Annotated in this window: 18 protein-coding genes, 1 pseudogene and 2 riboswitches; of the genes and pseudogenes, 7 read left to right on the top strand and 12 right to left on the bottom strand. The window is 46.5% G+C overall.

What is annotated here, in order from left to right; genetic code table 11:
• Window positions 1-6 precede the first annotated feature (6 nt).
• The 4 genes from pepT to G9F50_RS00645 all read left to right on the top strand — a co-directional run bounded on the left by pepT (window position 7) and on the right by G9F50_RS00645 (window position 3949).
• The gene (gene pepT / locus G9F50_RS00660; protein WP_014419238.1) at window positions 7-1239 is read left to right on the top strand and encodes a peptidase T; all 1233 of its coding nucleotides are present in this window, start codon (window positions 7-9) and stop codon (window positions 1237-1239) included.
• 576 nt (window positions 1240-1815) lie between these two features.
• Window positions 1816-1983: a hypothetical protein gene (locus G9F50_RS00655; protein WP_003150808.1), complete on the top strand. Its 168-nt coding sequence runs from the start codon at window positions 1816-1818 to the stop codon at window positions 1981-1983.
• A gap of 103 nt (window positions 1984-2086) precedes the next feature.
• Window positions 2087-2563: an LURP-one-related/scramblase family protein gene (locus tag G9F50_RS00650; RefSeq protein WP_060562356.1), complete on the top strand. Its 477-nt coding sequence runs from the start codon at window positions 2087-2089 to the stop codon at window positions 2561-2563.
• Between the two features lie 84 nt (window positions 2564-2647).
• Window positions 2648-2734, top strand: a riboswitch (SAM riboswitch).
• Window positions 2735-2812: 78 nt separating this feature from the next.
• Window positions 2813-3949 (top strand): 5-methyltetrahydropteroyltriglutamate--homocysteine S-methyltransferase, encoded by a 1137-nt coding sequence (locus G9F50_RS00645; protein WP_044802395.1) that lies wholly within the window; start codon window positions 2813-2815, stop codon window positions 3947-3949.
• A gap of 34 nt (window positions 3950-3983) precedes the next feature.
• On the opposite strand, the gene G9F50_RS00640 is transcribed toward G9F50_RS00645, so the two are convergent.
• Window positions 3984-4865 carry a methyltransferase domain-containing protein gene (locus G9F50_RS00640; RefSeq protein WP_060562355.1) on the bottom strand — a complete coding sequence of 294 codons (882 nt, stop codon included), beginning with the start codon at window positions 4863-4865 and terminating at the stop codon, window positions 3984-3986.
• A gap of 360 nt (window positions 4866-5225) precedes the next feature.
• Window positions 5226-5326: riboswitch (purine riboswitch) on the top strand.
• A gap of 135 nt (window positions 5327-5461) precedes the next feature.
• On the opposite strand from G9F50_RS00640, the gene G9F50_RS00635 reads away from it, so the two are divergent.
• On the top strand, window positions 5462-6655 hold the full coding sequence (locus tag G9F50_RS00635) for a NupC/NupG family nucleoside CNT transporter (protein ID WP_007407776.1): 1194 nt from the start codon (window positions 5462-5464) through the stop codon (window positions 6653-6655).
• Window positions 6656-6702: 47 nt separating this feature from the next.
• On the opposite strand, the gene G9F50_RS00630 is transcribed toward G9F50_RS00635, so the two are convergent.
• From G9F50_RS00630 to G9F50_RS00620, 3 genes are all read right to left on the bottom strand, one after another.
• The gene (locus tag G9F50_RS00630) at window positions 6703-7377 is read right to left on the bottom strand and encodes a DUF3298 and DUF4163 domain-containing protein (protein ID WP_021494710.1); all 675 of its coding nucleotides are present in this window, start codon (window positions 7375-7377) and stop codon (window positions 6703-6705) included.
• A gap of 139 nt (window positions 7378-7516) precedes the next feature.
• On the bottom strand, window positions 7517-7765 hold the full coding sequence (locus tag G9F50_RS00625; RefSeq protein WP_051363661.1) for a hypothetical protein: 249 nt from the start codon (window positions 7763-7765) through the stop codon (window positions 7517-7519).
• Window positions 7766-8085: 320 nt separating this feature from the next.
• Complete coding sequence (locus G9F50_RS00620; RefSeq protein WP_022553982.1) at window positions 8086-10137, bottom strand: catalase; 2052 nt, start codon at window positions 10135-10137, stop codon at window positions 8086-8088.
• Window positions 10138-10337: 200 nt separating this feature from the next.
• Here G9F50_RS00620 and citH point away from each other — a divergent pair, with 200 nt between their 5' ends.
• Complete coding sequence (gene citH, locus G9F50_RS00615; protein ID WP_165406479.1) at window positions 10338-11618, top strand: citrate transporter CitH; 1281 nt, start codon at window positions 10338-10340, stop codon at window positions 11616-11618.
• A 41-nt stretch (window positions 11619-11659) separates the two neighbouring features.
• Here the strand turns inward: citH and bglS are convergent, their stop codons facing one another.
• Window positions 11660-12391, bottom strand: coding sequence for a beta-glucanase (bglS, locus tag G9F50_RS00610; protein WP_165406478.1), 732 nt, complete (start codon window positions 12389-12391; stop codon window positions 11660-11662).
• 235 nt (window positions 12392-12626) lie between these two features.
• Window positions 12627-13454, bottom strand: coding sequence for a BglG family transcription antiterminator LicT (gene licT / locus G9F50_RS00605; RefSeq protein ID WP_127069837.1), 828 nt, complete (start codon window positions 13452-13454; stop codon window positions 12627-12629).
• Between the two features lie 171 nt (window positions 13455-13625).
• Here licT and G9F50_RS00600 point away from each other — a divergent pair, with 171 nt between their 5' ends.
• Complete coding sequence (locus G9F50_RS00600) at window positions 13626-14876, top strand: MFS transporter (RefSeq protein WP_165406477.1); 1251 nt, start codon at window positions 13626-13628, stop codon at window positions 14874-14876.
• A 31-nt stretch (window positions 14877-14907) separates the two neighbouring features.
• Here G9F50_RS00600 and G9F50_RS00595 read toward each other — a convergent pair whose 3' ends face one another.
• From G9F50_RS00595 to G9F50_RS00570, 6 genes and pseudogenes are all read right to left on the bottom strand, one after another.
• Entirely contained in the window at window positions 14908-16347 is a 1440-nt protein-coding gene (locus tag G9F50_RS00595) for a DEAD/DEAH box helicase (protein WP_060562350.1), read from the bottom strand.
• 54 nt (window positions 16348-16401) lie between these two features.
• The gene (locus G9F50_RS00590; RefSeq protein WP_007407786.1) at window positions 16402-16776 is read right to left on the bottom strand and encodes a hypothetical protein; all 375 of its coding nucleotides are present in this window, start codon (window positions 16774-16776) and stop codon (window positions 16402-16404) included.
• 55 nt (window positions 16777-16831) lie between these two features.
• Window positions 16832-17080: pseudogene (locus tag G9F50_RS00585) on the bottom strand (DNA-binding protein).
• Between the two features lie 16 nt (window positions 17081-17096).
• Window positions 17097-17462: a YxiJ family protein gene (locus tag G9F50_RS00580; protein ID WP_060562349.1), complete on the bottom strand. Its 366-nt coding sequence runs from the start codon at window positions 17460-17462 to the stop codon at window positions 17097-17099.
• On the bottom strand, window positions 17456-17617 hold the full coding sequence (locus tag G9F50_RS00575; RefSeq protein WP_007407793.1) for a hypothetical protein: 162 nt from the start codon (window positions 17615-17617) through the stop codon (window positions 17456-17458). The genes G9F50_RS00580 and G9F50_RS00575 overlap by 7 nt, the downstream gene beginning before the upstream one ends.
• Before the next feature lie 102 nt (window positions 17618-17719).
• Window positions 17720-18547 (bottom strand): hypothetical protein, encoded by an 828-nt coding sequence (locus tag G9F50_RS00570; RefSeq protein WP_060562348.1) that lies wholly within the window; start codon window positions 18545-18547, stop codon window positions 17720-17722.
• Window positions 18548-18563: the final 16 nt, after the last annotated feature.

Below are 18563 nucleotides of genomic sequence, written 5' to 3'. Positions count from 1 at the left end.
GACGGTATGAAAAATGAAATCATTGAACGCTTTACCTCTTACGTAAAAGTCGATACACAGTCTGACGAAAACAATGAAAACTGCCCTTCAACCCCCGGCCAGCTGACATTGGCCAACATGCTGGCAGATGAATTAAAGTCGATCGGCATGACAGAAATCACAGTCGATGACAATGGGTACGTCATGGCGACTCTGCCGGCGAATACGGATAAAGACGTGCCGACTGTCGGTTTTCTGGCCCACGTGGACACCGCGACTGATTTTACCGGGAAAAATGTGAATCCTCAGATTATTGAGAGCTACGACGGACATGATATCGTTTTAAATGACAAACTCAATGTCGTCCTGTCGCCTGAGCAATTCCCGGAGCTCTCCCGCTATAAAGGCCAGACGCTGATCACAACAGACGGCACGACGCTGCTCGGAGCCGACAACAAAGCGGGCATTGCCGAAATCATGACGGCAATGGCGTACTTGATCAAACATCCGGACATCAAACACGGAACGATCCGGGTCGCGTTTACGCCCGATGAAGAAATCGGCAGAGGCCCTCACAAATTCGATGTCGGCCGCTTCAACGCCGCATTCGCCTACACGATAGACGGAGGCCCCCTCGGCGAACTGCAATATGAAAGCTTTAACGCAGCCGCCGCAAAGCTTACTTGTTACGGAAAAAGCGTCCACCCGGGAACGGCGAAAAACAAAATGGTCAACGCTTCAAAAATCGCGATGGAATTTCATCACGCGCTGCCGAAAGAAGAAGCGCCGGAATATACGGAAGGGTATGAAGGCTTCTATCATTTACTTTCCATGAACGGAGACGTTTCTGAAGCCGCCCTGTCGTACATCATCAGAGACTTTGACAGAGACCGCTTTGCAGAACGAAAAGAATATATGCAGAAAACCGCCGATGCGCTGGCGGCCAAATACGGCAAGGAAAGCATCAAGCTTGAACTGCGTGATCAATATTACAACATGAGAGAAAAAATCGAACCGGTCAAAGAGATAGTCGATGTCGCCTATCAAGCCATGAAAAACCTCGACATCGAACCGATTATCGAACCGATCCGGGGCGGAACCGACGGATCACAGCTCTCTTACATGGGGCTGCCGACACCGAACATTTTCACGGGCGGCCAAAACTTCCACGGAAAATATGAATACATTTCCGTCGATCATATGGAAAAGGCGGTAAACGTCATTGTTGAAATCGCCAGGCTCTTTGAAGAGCGCGCTTAAAACCAAAGCCCCCTGCTTTGGTTTTTTTCTTTCACATGAAACCTTTCCTTCTTTCTTTCCGTATATAAGGTATGAATTGGAAAGAAGGAGTGAAGACTATGGCAAGAGGGACTGTAGCGAAAGAATTGAAAAAAACCTTAAAAGACCCGCGTGTTCTGGAGACGAAATCAAACCCGTTTAAAAAGCTGCGGAAAATGTTCAAACGATTTTTTTAAGATAACATCTCGTTTTCTTTAAAAAAATAAAGAAAGCGCTGTCATCCCGCAGTCATCTGTTAGAAGCAGTTATTTTGCATATGATAAGGTTTTTTAGGGTACTGAATAACACAAGGCAAACGAAAACACTGAAGTAGTTAATTAGACACTTACAAAAAATAGTGAAAAAGTTATATAAACGATCATCATTCATCAGCCGATACAATCTATAGAACCACAACAAGAGCAAAATTTCTTCAACCCATAGTCATTTTTACGGAAAATGACGTTATTTTTTAAAAAAGTGACAATTGTTTGAATACTTTTCGTTTGTTTTTTCGTACAATAATAATACCAAAACTTTTTTTGGGAGGTATGTAAAATGATGCTACTTATTTTTGCTGCTTTGACAGGGTATCTTGTTTTCTCTTTCAGTAAGGACAACCGCCGGAAAACGCCAAAGACAAGCCCGCTGGTGACAGCTGCCGACACGAATAACATCATTGATTTAAATGCGATCCGTCAAAAACGCCGGATGCCGCTATCATAAAAACGACAGCTGCCGCAAAATCGGCAGCCTTTTTTTTATGTACCCGCCCGATATGAAACCAACCGCCTCCTTTTTTCGTACAACATAAAAAAGGAGTTTTTTTATGTACCATTTTTACATCAAAGAGCGAATGTTTACGTTTAAGAATCGTTTTCAAGTGTTTCTTGAAAGCGGAAAAGAAGTCTACAATGTTGAAGGAAAGCTGTTTTCATTCGGTGATGAACTGAAGCTGACTGATTTGGACGGCCGCATACTCGCCAGCGTCAATCAGAAACTGATGTCGTTCGTTCCCCGTTACGAGATTTCCGTCAGCGGCAAACCCGTCTGCCAAGTCATCAAGAAAGTCACGCTTTTCAAACCGAAATTTGAAATTTCCGGACTCGGCTGGGATCTTACCGGCGATGTGTGGGGCCGGAATTTTCAAGTGACAGACGGAAAATCAAACCGGATGACCGTTACCAAATCATGGATGAGCTGGGGCGATTCCTATCATTTGCAGATTGAAAAGGAAGAGGATATCGTTCTTTGTCTCGCGATCGCCATTGTGATAGATATGATTCTATTTGAGGGTGATAAATAAAAATATTTATCGAAATATATTGACAATATAAGATAATATACTAAGATTAAGAGTATTACAGTTTATTCTGAAAAATAGCATATTTCCTTATCAAGAGAGGTGGAGGGACTGGCCCTATGATACCCGGCAACCGCTGTTCAGCAGAATGGTGCTAAATCCTGAAGATAAGGTTGAGATTTGCGGACGCAAGCTCTTCCCTATCCGAGGGAAGAGTTTTTTTATATTTCATCAGGAAAGAAGGAATCGTTCATGTCACAGCAAAACACAGAACAACCATTGCATACGCTTCTAAGAAAAAACCCGCCGTTTCGCGCGGATCAGGTCGGAAGCCTGCTGCGGCCGGCGGCTGTGAAGCAAGCCCGCCTGCAAAGAGCGGCGGGTGAGATTTCGGCAGAACAGCTGCGCGAAATCGAAAACAGAGAAATCATCCGCAGTGTGAAAAAGCAGAAAGAAACCGGCCTCAATGTCGTGACTGACGGCGAATTCCGCCGTGCCTGGTGGCATTTTGATTTTCTCGAAAATTTAGACGGCGTCGAAGCGTTTACGCCTGAAAGCGGCATTCAGTTTCACAACGTACAGACGAAAGCGCGCGGCATTAAAGTAACGGGAGATATTGATTTTTCTCAGCATCCGATGCTCGAAGATTATAAATTCCTGCACAGCATTGCCGGCGATGCTGTTCCGAAAATGACCATCCCAAGTCCGAATATGCTGTTTTTCCGCGGAAAATTGGAAAAAGCGTCCTACCAGAATGATTACAAACAATTTCAGCACGATGTGTCAAAAGCGTATAAAAAAGCGATTCAAGCTTTCTATGACGCCGGGTGCCGCTACCTTCAGCTCGATGACACCGCATGGGCCGTTTTCTTATCAGAAGCGGGGCTTCGTCAGATTGAAGCTTTCGGCACGACGCCGGATGAGCTGCGCAAGCTGTTTGCCGCTTCCATTAATGACGCCATCAAGGATCGCCCTGACGATCTGAAGGTTACGATGCATATCTGCCGCGGCAACTTCCAATCCACATGGACGGCTGAAGGCGGCTATGATGCAGCGGCTGAAACGATTTTTGACGGGCTTGACCTTGACGGATTGTTCCTGGAATATGATGATTCCCGCTCCGGCGGCTTTGAACCGCTCCGTTATGTCAAACGCTCTGATCTTCAGCTTGTGCTTGGCTTGATTACGTCAAAACATGGCGAACTTGAAGACAAGGACGCGATTAAACGCCGGATTGAAGAAGCTTCACAATATGTCAGCCTGGACCAGCTTTGCCTCAGCCCGCAATGCGGATTCGCCTCCACTGAGGAAGGAAACCTGATCACAGAAGAACAGCAATGGGCGAAACTGCGCCATGTCGTCAACATTGCCGGTGAAGTCTGGAAATAAAAAAAAGACACGCGATTAGCGTGTCTTTTCCGTTTTACAGCGGATCGGTTCCGATTAAAATATCGATATCTATCGTGACAGCAGCCTCTTTCCGGCTGATAAACCGCCGGATGCTGTCATCAGTACATTTCCATGTTAAGGGCGTCATTTTCACAAGCCGCTCGAGGTCAGGCTGCGATAAGGTCTTTGTGTAACACAGCCGTTTACGCTCAAAGGTTTGGAAGCCCGCTTGGAATCGTCCGGCCGCAGAATCGGCGGTGTCATTCCGCCGAGGGCTGTCTCCGAAGAAGAATTCCCTTACTTCCTTCAAATAATCACGCCGCGGCACCGCTTTAATGACTGTGCCGCCCTTTCGTAAAAGCCTGCTGCATTCCTTGTAATTCCAAGGTGATAAAACAGACATTACGACATCAAAACGGCTGTCGGCAAACGGCGCATCCGCCACATCAGCGACGGCAAAAACCATATGATTCCCGAAGGCCTTTGCGGCATGCAGCACACCTTCTTTCGAGAGATCAATGCCGATTCCCGTCATGGAAAAAGCAGGCTGAAGCCATTTGCATACGGCGGCTAAATGAGACCCTTCTCCGCACCCCGCATCCAATATCGCCGCTGATGTTTGCGGAGATTGAATATGGGTGATGATGGCGGCGATCTCCTTTTGAACCGGCCCAAAAAATTCCCGGCTGTCAAAAAGCTCGCGTCTCGCTTCGAACAGCTGCCTGTCATAGCGGGTTTTGACCGATTTATTGAGGAAATTCACATATCCTTGTTTTGATATATCAAATGTATGCCCCTGTCCGCAAATCAAGCTTCGGTATTGTGAGACCGCCATGGCCGACCGGCATAGCGGACACCTGAACACGGACTGGCATGATTGCAGTAATTCCGCGCGTTTTCTTTTTATAGACGTCAAAAAAACACCTCATTCATTCGTTATTCCGATGAAATGAAAAAGGCATAGACAAATAAACCTCGCCAAATTGGAAGGTTTAACCTATTCATCTATACCTCTCATTATCTGTAACGAATGAACTGGATGATCACGAAAATGACCCCTTTTCTGCCGTCTTTTGAAGGCTGTGCCCTCAGATCCATTTTATCAGCTGGATCCCGTCTTTACAATGAATCGGAACGGTTTTCAGGTTTTTTATACCTTTATTATCCAATTACTTATGGACATCCTTTATTTTCTTTATTTATAATATAAATTTATTATTTTGAAAATATCTAAAAAGGTTGATTTTCAAAAATTGAAACGATAAAATACTGCTATCTCATGTAATATCGTTATTCTTGTATATGATCAGTAATATGGTCTGATTGTTTCTACCTAGTGCCGTAAAAGACTAGACTACAAGAAAGTTTGCATAAATTTGAACGAGTGAAAAGCATATGACGCTGTCTATTCTTTTCTTTTGGCTCTTATTTATCACACTTTCTGACTTTCAGGAATTTGTGACGAATAAGAGCTTTTTTTATTTCCATAATACCCTTATAGGAGTTGCTCACATGTACTTTTTATTGAACATTGTCGGTCTCATTGTTGTCATGGCTGTTGTTTTCTTATGCTCTCCCAACAAGAAGAAGATTAAATGGCGTCCGATTGTCATGCTCCTCGTCTTTGAGTTTCTGATTACTTGGTTTATGTTAGGGACAAAAGTCGGCGGCTTTGTCATCGGGAAGATCGGCGCGTTCTTTACATGGCTGATTTCCTGCGCCAGTCAAGGGATTGCGTTCGCTTTTCCGTCTGTCATGGCCAATCCGACGGTTGATTTTTTCTTCAGCGCATTGCTGCCGATTATCTTCGTCGTGACCTTCTTTGATATGCTGTCGTATTTCGGTATTCTGCCGTGGCTCATTGATAAAATCGGCTGGCTGATTTCTAAAATATCCCGTCTGCCGAAGCTGGAGAGCTTTTTCTCCATCCAGATGATGTTTTTAGGAAATACGGAAGCTTTAGCCGTCATCCGCCAGCAGCTTGCCGCCGTCAGCAACAATCGGCTTTTGACATTCGGGCTGATGAGCATGAGCAGCATCAGCGGCTCGATCATCGGATCATACTTGACGATGGTTCCGTCCACTTATGTGTTTACAGCCATCCCGCTGAATTGCTTAAACGCGCTTTTAATCGCCAATATGCTGAATCCCGTGGACGTTTCTAAAGAGGATGATATTATTTACGTTCCTTCAAAAGCGGAGAAAAAAGACTTCTTCTCCACGATTTCTAACAGTATGCTTGTCGGCATGAACATGGTCATTGTCATTTTAGCGATGGTAATCGGCTATGTGGCGTTAACGGCCGCGTTAAACGGCGTACTCGGACTGTTCATGCACGGGTTGACCATTCAAAAGATTTTCTCATACATCTTCAGTCCGTTTGCCTTCCTTCTCGGATTAGGCGTACATGACGCGATGTATGTCGCACAGCTGATGGGCATCAAGCTCGCGACGAATGAATTTGTGGCAATGGCCGATCTGAAAGGGCAGCTGAATTCACTTCCGCCGCACACGATTGCCGTGGCTACGACATTCCTGACATCATTCGCAAACTTCAGCACCATCGGTATGATCTACGGATCTTATCAATCTCTGCTTGATGGTGAAAAATCAGCCATCATCGGAAAAAACGTCTGGAAGCTGCTTGTCAGCGGAATTGCCGTTTCCTTATTGAGCGCGGCGATTGTCGGATTGTTTGTCTGGTAATAGAAAAAAAGCGATACCGCTCCGTTTTGGAGTGATATCGCTTTTTTTTATTGATAGACGGATGCAGGTACGAAAACGTCCCGGATTCCTGCCGCGTACGGTCCGAGATCATATTGTCCGAACACAACGGCAATGCCGTTTTTCGTAAAGAAGAAAGGTCTTTCGTTATTCAGGATGATCTCCTGTTTTTTAACGTCCTGGTCAAACAGATCGTCATGTTTCTTGATGTAGCCGTAAAGATAGTCTCTCGTTTTGTTAGCTTTCGTTTTTGTATTCAGCACATTATCGAGTGTGACCCGTTTTTTTGCGGCCAGGTCGTAATTAAAGGTCTGAACGGATGTCAGCCCGTGTGCGCCGCCTGTGTAACTATAGTCTTCCGTCTGAATGCTGAGCTTGCCGTCTTGATTATACTTCACCTTGAAATCTGCCTGGTATTCCGCTTTGTAGCCTTGTTTCTCACCGTCTTTTTTGTTTTTCACATATTCTTTGTACGATTGTTCAATATAACGTTTAAAGTCCTGATTGATTTTCTTTTCAAAAGATGCGTTTCCCGTATTTGTGACCTCGGGGTATGTCAGCTGCTTTACATGCTTATACGTATGGCTTTTGACAACGGGCTTTGCGGTTTGCGCGGCTTCGGCTGAAGGCGCGAAACCTCCGAACGGCGCGGCTGTCAGCACGGTTAAGAGCACAGCCGCCATCATTTTGAATGCCTTTTTCATCACAACTCCTCCTTTTCATTACCGTTCCCTTTTTGAAAACGGATTACACTCTATAGACAGCGCAGATCAGCAAATTGTTTCTGGGCCTTCTTTCACATTTTCTCCATAAAAAAAGAGACATGGAAAATCCACGCCTCTTTTACCGTGAAGGTCTTTGCGCAATGGCTTCATAAACGGCTTCCGCCAAATCGGAGTTGCCGAACATCTCCAAAACGCCGATAACGGTTTGATCAGGAATCCGTTCTGATTCCTCCTTCGGCACGACAAGTTCTTCAGCCGTTTTTCGCAGCTCTTCGTTTAAAGGCTGTCCGGGGTAAGCCTTGCTGTAAATGGCCATCGGATCAAGGTCATGATTGACGCACCATTGGGCAAACACCAAAATCATCATGTTTTCGTCACGCCGGTAATATTCTTCGAGTTGTTTTTCGGTAAACGGCTTCACTATTATTCGCTCCTCCAGAAAATCTACCCCTAAGATACACAAACAAAGAGCGGAAGTAAACCAAAGATCATTTCACCAGCAGTCAGAACCCTTTAAATAATGCAATGCCCTGACTCTCTAAAACTGTTGTCTGAATGTCCCGGACAGCGGAAGGTACGGATTTGCACGGAAGCCATTTTCGTTTTCTCCAAATATTAATGCTTCGTTCAGATATTTCACTTTCACAAGAAAAAAGCGCCCCCCTCATAAAAGGCGCTTTTTCATTCTTATATGTTTCTATCCCAATGCCGATGCTCAGCCACGGCTTTCAGAAATTGTTCGCAGTTTCCGTCCGGAACAAGGCCGGGGCCGTTTTCGGTTCCGGCGGCGAGGGCGAGAAGTTCTTTTCCTTCACCGGAGGCGCCGATCGCTTTGTAATGGCTGAAGGCTTCGTTAACGAAGTCTCTGGCCGATTTTTGGGCTTTGAGGCTGTCTGTGCTTTGTTTTCCGCCCGGAATGAAAACAGCGTCGTACAGGACGGAATCCGCTGTCAGGAAAGTGGCTGACGCTTCCAGCTCCGTACCGTTTTCTCCCTTCACGGTCCCAAGCGCGGGGCTGATGATATCGGCTCTGACTCCCGCCTGTTTGCATGCATCAAGCACTTGTTTGACTTTCTCATCAGAAAACCCGTGGTCGGTTAAAACCGCAACCTGCCTTGTCGCTGCCGTCTTCACCGTGTTTTCCTGGCTTAAGGCAGGGGAAGTGAACGTTTCATCAGATTCACGGTCCTTCGGCGGGGGGTTCACGCCGATTCCTTTCGCAACACGCTCGGCAAGCCCGGCGTCGACGTGACTGAAGACATCAACCACCTGCTGCTGCACATCCTTGCTGTTCACTTTTCCGACTTCAAAACAGAACGCGGAGATGATATGTTCTTTCTCAGCGGGAGACATGCTGTTCCAGAACATCTTGGCCTGAGAAAAATAGTCATTGAAGCTCTCACTGCGCTGGCGGATTTTTCTGCCTTCTACTTTTTCCTGGTAATGAACGTATCCGCCTTCTTCTTCTGAGGCCGGCGACGGATCATTGTTCTGCAGGGAATTTTTATGATAGGCGACAGGGCCCTTATTAATCGTCATCCGGTGGTAGCCGTCGTATTGGTTGTTATGGAACGGGCAGACCGGCCGGTTGATCGGAATCTCGTGAAAATTCGGCCCGCCAAGACGGATGAGCTGTGTATCTGTATAAGAGAAAAGCCGGCCTTGAAGAAGCGGATCATTGGTGAAATCAATGCCCGGCACGACATTTCCCGGGTGAAAGGCGACCTGTTCCGTTTCCGCAAAGACATTGTCCTGATTGCGGTCAAGGGTCATTTTTCCGATCAGCTTGACGGGAACCAACTCCTCCGGCCACAGCTTCGTCGGATCAAGGATATCGAAATCAAACTTAAATTCATCTTCTTCGTCAATCATCTGAACACCGAGCTCATACTCGACTTTGCCGCCGTTTTCAATCGTTTCCCACAGGTCTCGGCGGTTGAAATCGGGATCTTTCCCGGCAATTTTCTGCGCTTCATCCCATACGAGGGAATGAACGCCGAGCACGGGTTTCCAGTGGAATTTGACAAAGCGCGCTTTTCCTTTCTCGTTGACGAAACGGAACGTATGCACGCCGAAGCCCTCCATCATCCGATAGCTTCGCGGGATGCCGCGGTCAGACATCGTCCACATGACCATGTGCGCGGATTCAGGATTGTTTGCGACAAAATCCCAGAACGTATCATGAGCCGTCGCAGCCTGCGGCATTTCATTGTGCGGTTCCGGTTTTATGGCGTGAACGAGATCCGGGAATTTGATTGCGTCCTGAATGAAGAACACCGGAATATTGTTTCCGACGAGGTCATAGTTCCCTTCTTCAGTATAAAACTTCGTCGCAAATCCCCTGGCGTCACGGACAGTGTCGGCTGACCCCTTGGAGCCCGCCACTGTTGAGAAACGGACGAAAACAGGCGTTTTGACGGACGGGTCCTGCAAAAATTTCGCCCGTGTATATTCCGTCATCGGTTCGTACACCTGAAAATGCCCATGAACGCCGTACCCGCGCGCATGAACGACCCGTTCCGGAATCCGCTCGTGGTCAAAGTGCGTCATTTTTTCACGAAAATGAAAATCCTCCATCAGCGTGGGGCCGCGGACGCCCGCTTTTAAAGAATGCTCATCCTCAGACACGCGAAGCCCCTGATTGGTCGTCATTTTTTTGCCGCTGTTATCAGACCGGTACTGCTCCAGCTGTTCGTCCTTTGAGTGTTCATTTACTCGTTTGTTTTGATCATCACTCATGTCAGTTCCCCCTTTTAAAACGAAACATTCTACAGCACATTTACCCGCGGCGTTCTTCATATAAACTGCTGATCCGCTCATTAGGATTTTAGGTCTGTATTTACATATGCGGTCATACACATTTTGAAATAAGCCATTTTCACAGAAATAAGTTGTGAAAGCGCTTACTAATACAGCTGTTGAACAGGGGAGGTCATATCGTGCTTGCCATACTCGGTTTTGTGATGATGATTGTCTTTATGTATCTTATTATGTCTAACCGGCTTTCCGCTCTTATTGCTTTGATTGTCGTTCCTGTTGTGTTTGCCCTGATCAGCGGATTTGGCAAAGATCTCGGCGAGATGATGATTCAAGGTGTTACAGACCTCGCTCCTACCGGGATCATGCTGTTATTCGCCATCCTGTATTTCGGCATTATGATTGACTCAGGTTTGTTTGATCCCCTCATTGCCAAAATTCTATCGCTTGTCAAAGGGGACCCGTTAAAAATCGCCCTCGGCACAGCGGTTCTGACGATGACCATTTCGCTGGACGGAGATGGGACAACAACGTATATGATTACGATTGCGGCAATGCTGCCCCTTTACAAACGGCTCGGCATGAACCGTTTGGTGCTGGCGGGGATTGCGATGCTCGGTTCGGGAGTCATGAATATTATTCCGTGGGGCGGGCCGACGGCGAGGGTTTTGGCTTCCTTGAAATTGGACACGTCGGAAGTCTTTACGCCGCTGATTCCCGCTATGATTGCCGGCGTTCTCTGGGTGATCGCCGTTGCTTATCTCCTCGGAAAAAAAGAACGGAAGCGGCTCGGCATCATTTCGATTGAACATGCGCCGTCTTCTGATCCGGAGGCGGCGCCGCTGAAGCGCCCCGCTCTCCAGTGGTTCAACCTGTTGCTGACTGTCGCTCTGATGGCCGCGCTGATCACCAGCCTGCTTCCCATCCCTGTTCTTTTTATGATCGCGTTCGCCATCGCCTTGATGATCAACTATCCAAATGTCAAAGAGCAGCAGAAACGGATTTCAGCGCATGCGGGTAATGCGTTAAACGTTGTCTCAATGGTGTTTGCGGCAGGCATATTCACAGGCATTCTCTCCGGCACAAAAATGGTGGATGCGATGGCGCATTCTCTCGTTTCCCTCATCCCTGATGCCATGGGCTCGCATCTGCCGTTGATCACTGCGATTGCCAGCATGCCTTTCACCTTTTTCATGTCAAATGACGCCTTTTACTTCGGTGTGCTTCCCATCATCGCCGAAGCCGCTTCCGCTTACGGAATAGACGCCGCTGAAATCGGAAGAGCCTCCTTGCTGGGCCAGCCGGTGCATCTGCTCAGCCCGCTTGTGCCATCCACCTATCTATTGGTCGGAATGGCGGGCGTCAGCTTTGGCGATCATCAAAAATTCACTATTAAATGGGCCGTGGGGACAACGATTGTGATGACGATTGCGGCGCTTTTGATTGGGATTATTTCGTTTTAATTAAAAAAGGATTTCCGCCAGCGGAAATCCTTTTCTGTACATTATTTTTTTGTATAGCGCACCCAGTCATAATGAGCGTATAGCGGATTTACACCATTGTAGGAACCGAGCCAGTCATCGACACCTACCCCATTCCACAAGTTCATCATGATCTTTCCCGGGTTTGTCGGGATTTGGCTTGTCGCAGTATGTTTTAATTGCCCATCGACATACCATTTAATAGAGTTTGGCTGCCAATCGAACGCATACGTATGATAGGCATTGGCCGCGTCAAATCCGAGATCCGCAACCTTCTCATGGTTTCCCGCGCCATTTGTATAATAGTTAAATTGAACCTTTGTCGTGTCTTTTCCTAAAAATTCGATATCAATCTCATCCCAAGGAGTGCCATCCGTTGGACCTGTATAAGTGAAGAACGATGAAACGATCTCTGTGTTTTTAGCCGGTTTCATTCTGACTTCATAAAGTCCGTAGCCATAGGTTTGAACGGAGCGGTTCTCCCCGCAGTCAAACTTGTTATAAGACGGGCTTGTCAGCGCCAAACGCATTTCACCTGATGACGTCATTGATACATTATTTGCACGCCACGTGCAGTTGAACATATCTCCATTGGAATAACCATTTGCTTTTTGCCATAATCCGGAGTTATAGCTGTTAAAAGGTTCAAAAAACGATCCGCCTGTTTGAGCTGATGCAGTAGAAGTGATCGCACACAAACTCAAAAACAATCCAGTGACAAGAAGCAGCAGCACTCGTTTCATACGATAAAACATGTCGGCATTCCCCTTTCTTTGAAAACGATTTCTTTATCGATCATACATGATTCTGTTAAAAGGGGACATCGGTCAGAATAATGATAATAATGAATCTTAAAAAAACCTAAATTACCATCAGCACAAACAGAAATGATCAGCGCTCATTGTAATTTAGGTTTTGCCTGCTTATCAGTAACAATCCTAGCAAGATCATATGTGAATGAAGAAAAAAATGCCAACGCTTTCATTATGCTTATTTGACTACCCTTTCTATGTGAATCGTTAAATACAGCAGCTCGTCACTGGTGAGCTTGTGCTTATACGCCCTCTCAATGCATGTTTGGATTTTCTTCGTGCATTCATACGCCCGATGGTACTTTTCTTTCACTGTCTTCAGCAAAAAATCGTCCTGGCTTTCCATATGTGTGCCGTTAAAAAGACGCTGCGCGAAAAACTTTAAGTGGGTGACAAACCGATAATAGTGAAGTGATTCCTCGTTGAAGTCAATCTTAAAATGGTATTTTACGATACTCAAGATCTCTTGCATGACTTTTGTAATGTTGATGATATTGGGCATCTCTTCATTCAGCTCGGCATTGACAATATGCAGCGCAATAAAGCCTGCTTCATCCTCCGGCAGAGACACGCCAGTCTTGTTTTTTACCATGGCCAACGCTTGTTTGCCGATTGCAAATTCGTCTTTGTACAGCCGTTTCGTTTCCCACAGTAAGGCATTTTTGATATCCAGCCCTTTCTTATTGCGCTGGATCGCAAAGTTAATATGGTCGGTCAGCGACACATAGATGCTGTCATTGAGCTTTTTGCCGAGCTGTAATTTCGCATAGCTGATAATCTCTTCGGATACTTCCATACATTCGATCGGGATATCATACAAAAGGGTTTTGAACTTTTCGGATACATCTTTGTTATCGAGCGTGAACACTTTCTCAATGCGGGCTTCATCTACCGGGTCTCCCGTTTTCTTTTGAAAAGCAATGCCCCGGCCCATGATAACCAATTCCTGATTGCCTTCTTTGAGCACACTGACGACATTATTATTAATGACTTTCGCAATCTTCAATTCTGTCTCCCTCCCGCCTGACCATTTACCTGCTACACCTTGATTTTACCTCCTTTTTGAACTAGGTCAATATCTCCAGGTCAATCAGAAAACGCCGTTCAGAAATCATTGTCCAACGATGAGGCAGCGACGCATATAATGCAGAGAACCGGTTTTTGGGAAGGAGCGTGTGTGATGAAACGGTTTTCGAAAGAAGAAAGCAGCTGGATGCTGTATGATTGGGCCAATTCAGCTTATTCGGTCATTATTATGACGGCGGTATTCCCCTTGTTTTTTAAAGCCGCGGCGGCGGAAAACGGTGTCAGCGCGGCTGATTCTACCGCTTATTTGGGCTATACGATTGCCGCCGCGACTTTTATTTTGGCGATGCTCGGCCCCGTCTTAGGAACGATTGCCGACTACAAAGGATGCAAGAAACGGTTTTTTGCCTTCTTTTTTCTGATCGGTGTGGCGGGCACCGCCGCGCTGGCTTTGATTCCCGGTGAATCTTGGATGCTGTTATTAATTTGTTATACAATTTCCACGATCGGCTTTGCCGGGTCTAATGTGTTTTATGATGCGTTTCTCGTTGATGTGGCCGCAAAGGAGCGGATGAATATGGTGTCCGCCAGGGGGTTTGGGCTGGGCTATATCGGCAGTACGATCCCTTTTCTCCTCAGCATTGCCGTGATTCTTTCAGCTCAAGCGGAGGTGATTCCGCTGTCCGCCCAGGCCGCCGGCCGCATTGCCTTTTTGATTACGGCGGCATGGTGGGGGCTGTTTTCGATCCCGCTCTTTCTCCGCGTCCGCCAGCGCTATTATATCGAGAGGGAGCCGCGGCTTGTAATCAGCAGTTTTAAACGGCTGGCCGGCACGCTGAAGCAGATCAGGAAGCACCGGGCGCTGTTTTTGTTTCTGCTCGCCTATTTCTTCTATATCGACGGGGTCGGCACCATCATTACAATGTCCACGTCATACGGGGCTGACCTCGGCATCAGCGCGGCAAATCTGCTGATTGTTTTATTTGTCACTCAGGTCGTCGCCGCGCCTTTTTCGATTTTGTACGGACGGCTGGCCGAACGGTTTAAGGGAAAAACGATGCTTTATGCCGGAATCGGCGTGTATATGATTGTCTGCACGTATGCTTATTTTATGGATTCCGCTTTTGATTTCTGGGTTTTGGCTATGCTTGTCGCCACTTCCCAAGGAGGTATTCAGGCGCTGAGCCGCTCTTACTTTGCAAAGCTTGTCCCCAAACAGAACGCCAATGAGTTTTTCGGCTTTTATAATATCTTCGGCAAGTTCGCTTCGATTATCGGCCCGCTTTTGATTGCCGTGACCGCCCAGCTGACCGGAAATTCGTCAGCCGCCGTGTTCAGCCTGATCATTTTGTTTGTAATCGGGATTGGCATTCTTGCGTTCGTCCCCGAGGAGACGGCGTAAAAAAAAGCCTGCGCGCGGCAGGCTTTCTTTTTTATTTCTTGGCTTTATGGACTTTCAGTTTTTTGCCTTTGACCGTCGTATTTTTCATGATGTCAAGAACGTGCGGGCCTTTGCCGTTCAGAATCTCGACGTACGATGCGTTGTCCAAAATCGTGATAATCCCGATATCATCGGCTGAAACGCCGTCGATTTTCGCAATCGTTCCGACAAAATCGACCGCTCTGAGTTTTTTCTTTTTCCCGCCGTTAAAGTACAGTTTCATGATGTCTTTGCTTAACTGTTCGCTTTTGTCTGTTTTGACGTCTGGGCGGGCGTTCAGTTTTTCCGCAAAAGCCGCTTTCCGTTCCGCTGTTTCTTTCTCAGACGGCGCCTCCCGCTTTTGGATGCGGAAACCGATATATGTCTCAATGTCATTCAGAAAACGCGATTCAGACGGCGTCACAAACGTAACGGCCCGTCCGCGGTGTCCGGCGCGCCCCGTTCGGCCGGTGCGGTGCACATAGCTTTCTTTTTCAAGCGGAATATCATAATTGATGACGAGGCTGATGTTTTCAATATCAATTCCTCTGGCGGCAACATCGGTCGCAATGAGATAGCGGAACTCGCCGCGCTTGAATTCATTCATGACGTCAAAGCGGTCTTCCTGCACCATGCCGCCGTGAATTTTATCGCAAGGGTAGCCCAGCCTGTCCAGCTCATCGGTTAACTGGATGACCCTTTCTTTTGTCCGGCAGAATATGATGCAGCTGTCCGGGTTTTCGGTGATCAGGACATCACTCAGCAAAGATGTTTTGTCCTCTTCTTCTGTTCTGGTGACAAAATGCTCAATGTCTTTTGTCGTCAGGCCTTCCGCTTTTACTTCAATCAATTCAGGGTCTTTCATATATGTGCGGCTCAGCTTCTCGACGTCATCCGGCAGCGTCGCTGAAAACAGCATGGTGACTCTGTTTTTCGGCAGATGCTGAATGATGGCTTCCACCTGTTCAATAAATCCCATATTCAGCATTTCATCCGCTTCGTCAATCACCACATACGCCAGCCGTTCGAGCGGCAGCGTCCCTTTTTCTATATGATCAAGCACACGCCCCGGCGTTCCGGCAACGACGTGGCTTTTTTGCTTCAGTTCGGTTTTCTGTTTGTCAAAAGAAGCTTTTCCGAAAACCGCCGTGGCTTTTATCCGTTTAAAACGGCCGATATTCGTGATATCTTCTTTAATCTGCGCCGCAAGCTCGCGGGTCGGCGTTAAAATCAGCGCCTGCGGTTTGTTTTCCTCCCATTCCGCAAGCTCGCAGATCGGAATGCCGAAAGCTGCGGTTTTGCCGCTGCCCGTCTGCGATTTGACAACGAGGTCTTTTTTTTGCAGCGCGGCGGGGATGACGCGCCGCTGCACTTCAGTCGGCTCGGTGTATTGCAAGCCATTCAGCGCCCGTCGGATTTCGGGGCTGATCGCATATTCATTAAACTCATTCATGACTAAACTCCTTCTCTGTCCGGCTCCCCTCATTATACGCGAAATGCCGCCGTTTTACCCTGACGTTTTGCCGGGCCATTCGGGGGACTGCTTTTTCTTCATGTCAAGCACGACCCATTTGGCGCAATAAAAGCTCATGCTTCCTTCCCCGTCATCGACATAATAGCGGATCGATTCCCAGCCGCCGTCGACCGGGCTGATATCCAGATGGATGTCGGTGATGCTTTCAAGATCATCCAGCCGGGCAGCCCTCACACCTTCAAAACGCAGCACGGCATCATACTGTCCATCAGTCAGCTTCAGCTCAAACACCGGGATTTTATCATAATACTCGTTATACCCGGTATAGAACGTAAACTCCGTCAATTCAAAACAACCCGGCGAATCCGGCCCCAGCAGAACTGCTTTCTCATGTTTGTGCCATTCCATTTTGTGTCTCCTTTTTTTAAGCTGAATTGGCATGTCTGACTCAAATGAATTTTTCTTACAAACCCCCATGAATTTCTTTATATGACTGCATCCAATCTTTTAATTCTTCAGATACGCATCAGGCGAATCTTTCAGATCAAACCCGCTCAATTACACGAGCATCTCCCAAACGTTTTCGTCCTCAACCGCCGGATCATCTGCACTCACATACTCAGACGCCCAATCCGGCACTTCTCCCCTCGCCGCTTGACCGTTCAGGATCAGACCAGCCTTCTTCACATTCTGCTCTTGTGGGTTCTGTCACGTCAGAATCCTGCCTTTCATTTCTTGTTTAAAATGCTTACCAACAGCCTTCTCACCCGTTCGTGCCGCCCGATTTCCCGGCTGAGCTCCGGATAATCCGTTAAAGCATTTTTCAGCTGCGCATATTGCGGATACAGCTCAAAAAAGGATTTATATAAAGCTTTACGCTGCCGCGCAGGCATTTGTTTATTCGCCAAAACAAAATCTAAGCTGCCGCAGACAAGCGCGAAATACTCATAAAAATCCCCCGCGCAGGCAACCCCCTCAAAGTCTTCTTCGAATCTCCCTGTATCTGAAGGCAGCGGACCCTCTAATTCTTTTTTGTATAATTTCAGGTTTCGGATGACGTCATCATTTAAAGAATATCTGTTGGATCTTAACATCTCAGAATCACTCGAATATCACCTAATTCATCGATGATCGTAAACGAAAGCCCGTCATTCTGATGCCGTCCGAGATACAGATGCCCGCAGTTATCAAAATGACAAAAACATCCTTTTACTGATTCTTCGACTATCTTATTCATTTTTATTTTCATGTAATTACCCCTTGAGTCTTGGATGGTATTTTATTTATATCGATCGTTCACTCTGTAAAATGATATGCAGATGGCTGAAAAAAGCCATCTGCATAGGATTAATCAATACTTCACCAGATATAAATCGTTATCATGAAAGATAAACATGCGGTCCTGTACGGCTCTGTACGTTGTTTCTCCTTTTCTATCAATACCGTGTATCATGACGTCAGTCTCTGATAAGCCTTTGTTCTCTTCATGAAATGCAAATAGGGTATCCTCGTGACTCTGAATCAGCAGCACCCTATTTTTCGAAACGGACAGCTGGTCACAATAGGAGTATTGATCGCCGTTTAGCACATATTCTGCAACAGTACGAATTCTGTCCTGTCCAATCTGATAATGCCCGATGACACAGCAATCCTCTCCCTCGAAACATACATACAAATCAGATTTGATCGATTGTACGGCATAGCATTCATGCATCATTTCTTTAAAATCGTCTTCAAAATAAAACGTTCTGTCTTCTGCATGAAAAGCAAATATCGCTTTCCCTTGAGGGTTTCTCTCATCATACATACCCTCGTCCGTTAATCCGATCCATAATAATCCATCCTCACCCAGATGAAATACATTGGCGCTTAATAGAAAAGAACAAATCGGATTGATTTTATTACTGTTTATGCAGTATGTTGCCAATTGACACGTATGATTTTCCAGATAAACGATCACGATTGTGTTATCATACGAATCAACGAGATAGAATTGGGCATCTTCAGAAAATCCGTGTAACTCTTTTTTGATTAAAAGAGAGCTGCCTTTCATAACCTCCAATATTACTTTGTGATCGTGCACCGACACAATAAATACTTGATCATCCCGACCCGCATTGAAATAAATGATGTGCTCTCTTTTATATGACCCAACCCGCTCCGCGATAAGTTCTAACATCAGCAACACTCCATAG

It is taken from the genome of Bacillus sp. EKM206B (genome assembly GCF_011066015.1).
Lineage (GTDB): Bacteria > Bacillota > Bacilli > Bacillales > Bacillaceae > Bacillus > Bacillus velezensis.
The sequence above is the reverse complement of the archived record's forward strand: the minus strand, read 5'-3'. Positions and strand labels throughout refer to the sequence as shown.

Excerpts from the sequence above, each read along its gene's own strand:
- G9F50_RS00655 (WP_003150808.1), top strand. The coding sequence starts at position 1,816 with ATGATGCTACTTATTTTTGCTGCTTTGACAGGGTATCTTGTTTTCTCT.
- bglS (WP_165406478.1), bottom strand. The coding sequence starts at position 12,391 with ATGTTTTATCGTATGAAACGAGTGCTGCTGCTTCTTGTCACTGGATTG.
- pepT (WP_014419238.1), top strand. The coding sequence starts at position 7 with ATGAAAAATGAAATCATTGAACGCTTTACCTCTTACGTAAAAGTCGAT.
- G9F50_RS00575 (WP_007407793.1), bottom strand. The coding sequence starts at position 17,617 with ATGAAAATAAAAATGAATAAGATAGTCGAAGAATCAGTAAAAGGATGT.
- G9F50_RS00625 (WP_051363661.1), bottom strand. The coding sequence starts at position 7,765 with ATGATGATTTTGGTGTTTGCCCAATGGTGCGTCAATCATGACCTTGAT.
- G9F50_RS00580 (WP_060562349.1), bottom strand. The coding sequence starts at position 17,462 with ATGTTAAGATCCAACAGATATTCTTTAAATGATGACGTCATCCGAAAC.
- G9F50_RS00630 (WP_021494710.1), bottom strand. The coding sequence starts at position 7,377 with ATGAAAAAGGCATTCAAAATGATGGCGGCTGTGCTCTTAACCGTGCTG.
- G9F50_RS00595 (WP_060562350.1), bottom strand. The coding sequence starts at position 16,347 with ATGAATGAGTTTAATGAATATGCGATCAGCCCCGAAATCCGACGGGCG.
- G9F50_RS00590 (WP_007407786.1), bottom strand. The coding sequence starts at position 16,776 with ATGGAATGGCACAAACATGAGAAAGCAGTTCTGCTGGGGCCGGATTCG.
- G9F50_RS00650 (WP_060562356.1), top strand. The coding sequence starts at position 2,087 with ATGTACCATTTTTACATCAAAGAGCGAATGTTTACGTTTAAGAATCGT.
- G9F50_RS00620 (WP_022553982.1), bottom strand. The coding sequence starts at position 10,137 with ATGAGTGATGATCAAAACAAACGAGTAAATGAACACTCAAAGGACGAA.
- G9F50_RS00570 (WP_060562348.1), bottom strand. The coding sequence starts at position 18,547 with ATGTTAGAACTTATCGCGGAGCGGGTTGGGTCATATAAAAGAGAGCAC.
- G9F50_RS00635 (WP_007407776.1), top strand. The coding sequence starts at position 5,462 with ATGTACTTTTTATTGAACATTGTCGGTCTCATTGTTGTCATGGCTGTT.
- G9F50_RS00645 (WP_044802395.1), top strand. The coding sequence starts at position 2,813 with ATGTCACAGCAAAACACAGAACAACCATTGCATACGCTTCTAAGAAAA.